The sequence below is a fragment of the Streptomyces sp. NPDC048419 genome (assembly GCF_043200415.1).
Lineage (GTDB): Bacteria > Actinomycetota > Actinomycetes > Streptomycetales > Streptomycetaceae > Streptomyces.
In genome coordinates this window covers 1-4,096 of record NZ_JBICXT010000096.1, presented here as the reverse complement: position 1 = coordinate 4,096, position 4,096 = coordinate 1, and the positions used below count along the sequence as shown (strand labels likewise).

Sequence of the window (4,096 nt, the reverse complement as noted above, 5' to 3'; positions counted from 1 at the left end):
GCCGACCAGGCAACGGCCGAACGAACGAACCTGAAACCCCGTCAACCCACCCTGACCTGCTGATCAGCACCTCTCGCACAGCGGGGGAAGCTCACATCGCGGATCGCGTTCAAGGCGCGTTCGCCGCCCGCCGCGAGCGTATCGATCAGCCGGGAGACTGTCGGGTCCGAGGCCACCGGCCCGAACACGGCCGGCTCGGCCCGCAGGATGCCGACGTCGGCCAGGCAGTCGCCGCCGAAGGCGACCGCGAGCGCCACATCCAGCAGGATCTTGCCGGGATCGTGCACCGCCCGCGGCTTGCGCCAGGGCGCCAGAGCCGCAGATATCGCAGTGTCCAGGCCCGTCTTGCGGACCGTCTCCACCAGCAGCACGGCCCCGGCCTGCGAGACCACTCCACGACCGCTGCCCTCAACGCGGACACGCGGGTACGACCCGATACGCTTCTTCACCTGAGAAGTGCTTCTTTCCACGGCACGATCTGGACCCTCGACAAGTCCTATCGTTCCAGGTCAGGAGCACTTCTCGCGTTTGTGATCAAGCCTCGGACAGACCACCTCGTGAAAGCCCGAGGTTAGAGGCCGTCATGCGCGGCGGTTCCTTCCTCTTCCTACGGCTTTCCCAGTACGACACGGCCCATCGACTGCACCACGCCCCACCTGCCACAAAGCTGCCTGAACGCCACGGAGTTGTACTCGGCGATCCGCGGTCGGTGTGGAAAATGACGCCGTCCACTTGGCCGCCTCTGGTCGCGATCGCCATCTGCAGCGCGGCGCTGACCAGCGTTGTGTCGTGCCGGTCGCCCATCGCATAGCCCAGGGCCCGGCGGGAGAACGCGTCGTGCACGCTCGTGAGGTAGAGCTTGCCCTCGTCGGTGTCGATCTTGGTCATGTCGCCCCACCACAAGATGTCCGGCGCGATCGCGTCGAACCTGTGCAGCACCAGGTCACGTGCCATCTTCCGCTTCCCGGGACGGGTCAGCGAACGCCGGCGGCGTGGTGGCTTGCGGCCCTGCAGGCCGAGCTCGGCCATGATGTCGGCGACGGTGTTCTGCGACACCTGCCAGCCCTCCTCCCACAAGTCCAGCGTGATCTCGGTGAGCCGTAGGTGCGGCCCGATCGGTCGAAGAAGTACGAGATCCGCTCGGCCAGTAGTGCCCGTCTGACCTCGCGTTTCGTCGGCTCGGACGGTCTGCGCCACCACTTGTAGAACCACGCCTCCGACACCCCCAGGGCTCGACAGGAGGTGCGATGCGGAATCTTGAAATCGGTCCTCTGGTCGCTGATCACCCCGACGAGCGCCGCCGGGTCCGCAACAGCTACTTCACCCACAGGACCATGCAGCGTTTGAGGACATCACGCTCCATGACCAGCTCCTTGTTGTCCCCCTTGAGCTGGGCATTCTCCCGTCGCAACCGCGCAAGTTCCTCGCTCTCACCCGTCGGACCGGCCTTGCCGGCCGCCCGTGCCCTCGACACCCAGGTGGCCAGCGTCGTCTCGTTGATCCCGAGGTCCTTCGCGACCTGTGGGATCGGCTTGCCGGTCTCCGCCACGATCCGCACAGCCCCCTCACGAAACTCCGCGTCGAACTTCCGCCTCTTGCCCGCCATGACCCTCAACTTCCCCTGCAGTCAGGGTCTCTACGCTACGAGGGGAAGGTCAGTTCTTGAGTTCGCTCAGCCCGGGACGATTACGCACGGTCGACCCGGCACACCGTTCCACCGCGCAGCCCGATGGCGCGCAAGCGCAGACGACTCAGCTCAACCGCCGCGCCCGACACCCGGCCCGGCCCTCACGGGCCGAGCCCGACTCAACGGCGTCAGGCTCAGCCCGATCACGAGCCCCCATCACGGCTGGCCGCCGTCGGCATCAGAGCGGAAGGTCGTCGGGCAGCACCCGGAACGCCTTGTGATGGCCGAGCGGGCGCACGGCCCGGAAGTCGCGACGGTCGAGAGTGAGCACAGCGTCGGTGTCGTACTCGGCGGCAAGGGCCACGTTCACCGCATCCGCGAGATCCAGGTCCAGGTCGCGATAGCGGGCGCGCACCGACTGGGCGACGCCCAAGTGGTCCTCCGTGATCTCGGGCATGACGATACGACCTCGCCGCATCCAGTGCCGGATGTCGTCGACTGCACTGAGTGCCGCGTTACGGCCGATTTCACGAGTGGCGACGTGATCGATCTCGGCAAGCAGCAGCGGAGACATCACCAGAAGACCCGCAGCCATGATCGCGTCGTTCGACGCACGGTGTTCGGGATGAGTGGAATCAAGCGCGGCAAGGAGCCCGGACGTGTCCGCGATGACAATGATCACGCAGCGGTCCCGGGCCCGGTCTCGCGACGCACAGCGTCGGCGACGGTATCGCGCACCTCACGCTTGCTGAGGGTGCGACCAGTCCCTTCGAAGGTGCGGGAGAAGAGGGGTTCGTCCCAGACACGGTTGGCCATGGCCGCAAGATGAATGCCCTGACGGATGATCTCGGCCTCGCTGATGCCGCGCCGCTTCGCGGCCTCCTTGATGATGGCGAGGTCTTCCGGATCGGCGTAGACGTTGGTTCGCTTCAGGGACATGTACCAAGGCTAACATATGTACCAGATTGATGTACATACGAGAGGTGTGATCGTGTCCTCGTCACCCGGCCGGCGGCGGGCCCGCGGCGCGGCACTGCGCAACACCTCGGGGACGTATTTTCCGCCCCGGCCGGCCCTCATGCCCGGTCGGCTGTTTGATGATCTTCAGGTGCTCCTCGTCGACCATCACCGTCGTCAGCTTCAAGCCCTCCGGTCATTTTCTGCCGCCGGCGGCAGCGGTGTGGGAGGACATGGCGATCGGAGTCTGGGCCAAGAACATGCGTGCCGCTGGCCGAAAGGCCCGTAAGAATGCCGCGCGGCGGGAGGCGGGGGGAACCATCTCCAGTGCCGGGGAGCTCACTGCCAGCCGTAGGGAGGCGGCGTTGGAGGATGTCGATCCTGGGTGGTGCCCGGAGTAAAACGTTTCTTGGCAGCGGGCGTATCGGCTCGCTCTCGCCCATGTGAAGGCCGGCGGTGCGCTGCCTGCCGGGCTGCGTGAGGTGGTGCAGGGTGAGGACCTCGGCGTGTGTGGATCGCCGGGCAGAAGGCTGCCTGGGGTCAGTTGACGGCTGTGCAGGTCTACTTGCTGGAGACCTTGGGCGTCGATCCCGATGACACGTCGGGTGCGCGGCCGGCTCCGCGCTCGCAGGGCGACCGGTGGGCCGTGAACCTCGCTGCGGCCCGGCAGTTCCATGCCCGTGAGGGCCATCTGCGTCCGGCGCGCAAGCACGTCGAGCTGGTCGACGGGAAGGAGATCAAGCTGGGGTCCTTTCTCGACAACACGCGTCGCAGAGCCGTGAAGTTGAGTGCTGAGCGCCGCTGAGCTGGATGCTCTCGGCATGCGCTGGTAGCCGCGGTGTCGGGGCTGGACATGCGCTGCTTCTCGCGGGGCGTGGGGTGGCCGGGCCGCGCCCACGCGGCTGGCGTTCACGTTGAGCGGTGCCGTGCCCGGGGTGGAGGAGGGGTCAGTCACGGTAGGGGTGTGTCAGGGTCATGGGGGTCTGCGCGGTGTCCAGGGCGTCTGGGGGAAAGGGGTGGCCGGCGGTGTAGTAGCGGGCGCGGGTGCGGCCGACGGGCTGGAGGATGTCGGCGGCGGTGAGATCACGTAGGTCGCGTTGGGCCTGCTGCAGGCTGAGGGCTTCGCGGTGCTGGTAGCGGGAGCAGCGCACGCGTCCGGCCATGGCGACGTCATGGAGTGCGGTGATGGTGCGTTCGTCCAGGCCCTGCTCGGCGGCGAAGGCGGTGACGCCCATATTGCTAAGCATCTGCGCGACGTTGTGGGCGATCATCGGCGATCCCCGGTCGGAGTGGATCGTCAACTGCCCCTGCTCAACAGGGTACTTGGTGATCGTGGAGGACAGGAACTGCTCGGCGAGCTCCTTGTTCTCGGATGCGGCGATCATCCAGCCGACGGTGTAGCGGCTGTAAATATCAATGATCGTGTAGAGGCAGAAGTAGCTGCCCCGATACGGGCCTTTCAGCTTTGTGATGTCCCACGACCACACCCGGTTCGGCGCGGTCGCCATCAAC

The 4,096-nt window shown here is 66.5% G+C and carries 6 protein-coding genes and 1 pseudogene; 1 reads left to right on the top strand and 6 read right to left on the bottom strand.

Annotated features, from left to right (window positions below; translation table 11 throughout):
• Positions 1-101 precede the first annotated feature (101 nt).
• The 5 genes and pseudogenes from ACGFYN_RS47895 to ACGFYN_RS47875 form a co-directional block, all read right to left on the bottom strand.
• Positions 102-449, bottom strand: a pseudogene (locus tag ACGFYN_RS47895) (transposase); the annotation flags it as partial.
• Positions 450-534: 85 nt separating this feature from the next.
• Entirely contained in the window at positions 535-1,056 is a 522-nt protein-coding gene (locus tag ACGFYN_RS47890; protein ID WP_393872248.1) for a DDE-type integrase/transposase/recombinase, read from the bottom strand.
• A gap of 259 nt (positions 1,057-1,315) precedes the next feature.
• Positions 1,316-1,606 (bottom strand): transposase, encoded by a 291-nt coding sequence (locus ACGFYN_RS47885; protein ID WP_393872247.1) that lies wholly within the window; start codon positions 1,604-1,606, stop codon positions 1,316-1,318.
• 259 nt (positions 1,607-1,865) lie between these two features.
• Positions 1,866-2,309 carry a PIN domain-containing protein gene (locus ACGFYN_RS47880; RefSeq protein WP_393872246.1) on the bottom strand — a complete coding sequence of 148 codons (444 nt, stop codon included), beginning with the start codon at positions 2,307-2,309 and terminating at the stop codon, positions 1,866-1,868.
• Positions 2,306-2,566 carry a CopG family transcriptional regulator gene (locus ACGFYN_RS47875; protein WP_393872245.1) on the bottom strand — a complete coding sequence of 87 codons (261 nt, stop codon included), beginning with the start codon at positions 2,564-2,566 and terminating at the stop codon, positions 2,306-2,308. Before ACGFYN_RS47875 ends, ACGFYN_RS47880 begins: the two co-directional genes overlap by 4 nt.
• 526 nt (positions 2,567-3,092) lie before the next feature.
• On the opposite strand from ACGFYN_RS47875, the gene ACGFYN_RS47870 reads away from it, so the two are divergent.
• Positions 3,093-3,389, top strand: coding sequence for a helicase associated domain-containing protein (locus ACGFYN_RS47870; RefSeq protein WP_393872244.1), 297 nt, complete (start codon positions 3,093-3,095; stop codon positions 3,387-3,389).
• A 142-nt stretch (positions 3,390-3,531) separates the two neighbouring features.
• On the opposite strand, the gene ACGFYN_RS47865 is transcribed toward ACGFYN_RS47870, so the two are convergent.
• Positions 3,532-4,096: DDE-type integrase/transposase/recombinase (locus tag ACGFYN_RS47865; protein ID WP_393872243.1), on the bottom strand; the 565-nt coding region annotated here is incomplete at its 5' end.

What these genes read in the sequence shown, in the direction of transcription:
- ACGFYN_RS47885 (WP_393872247.1), bottom strand. Translation starts at nt 1,606, where the DNA reads ATGGCGGGCAAGAGGCGGAAGTTCGACGCGGAGTTTCGTGAGGGGGCT.
- ACGFYN_RS47875 (WP_393872245.1), bottom strand. Translation starts at nt 2,566, where the DNA reads ATGTCCCTGAAGCGAACCAACGTCTACGCCGATCCGGAAGACCTCGCC.